Genomic DNA, 241 nt, shown 5'->3' with positions numbered 1-241 from the left:
AATTTCTTCTCGAACTCCATAAACATCTTTTCGAACCTCTATCTCAATATCTTCTGCATTCACTCGATTTAAATTCTTTTGTAACAAACGAACAAAATCATTATGGACTTTTTTACCTCTTCCTTGAAAGTCCTCCGTCGTCTTTTTCAAACTCGACTTGATTGCCTGCAATTCCTTTTCTCTCAAGTCCTGTTGTTCTTTCATCTCTGATATATATTTTATTACTAGCTTGTTTTGTTTC

The 241-nt window shown here is 33.6% G+C and carries 1 pseudogene; it reads right to left on the bottom strand.

Going from position 1 to position 241, the window contains the following annotated elements:
• Window positions 1-241, bottom strand: a pseudogene (locus SH09_RS13980) (DUF334 domain-containing protein); the annotation flags it as partial.

Origin of the sequence: Staphylococcus gallinarum (assembly GCF_000875895.1) — a bacterium.
Taxonomy (GTDB): domain Bacteria; phylum Bacillota; class Bacilli; order Staphylococcales; family Staphylococcaceae; genus Staphylococcus; species Staphylococcus gallinarum.
This window is presented reverse-complemented; position numbering and strand designations above follow the sequence as displayed.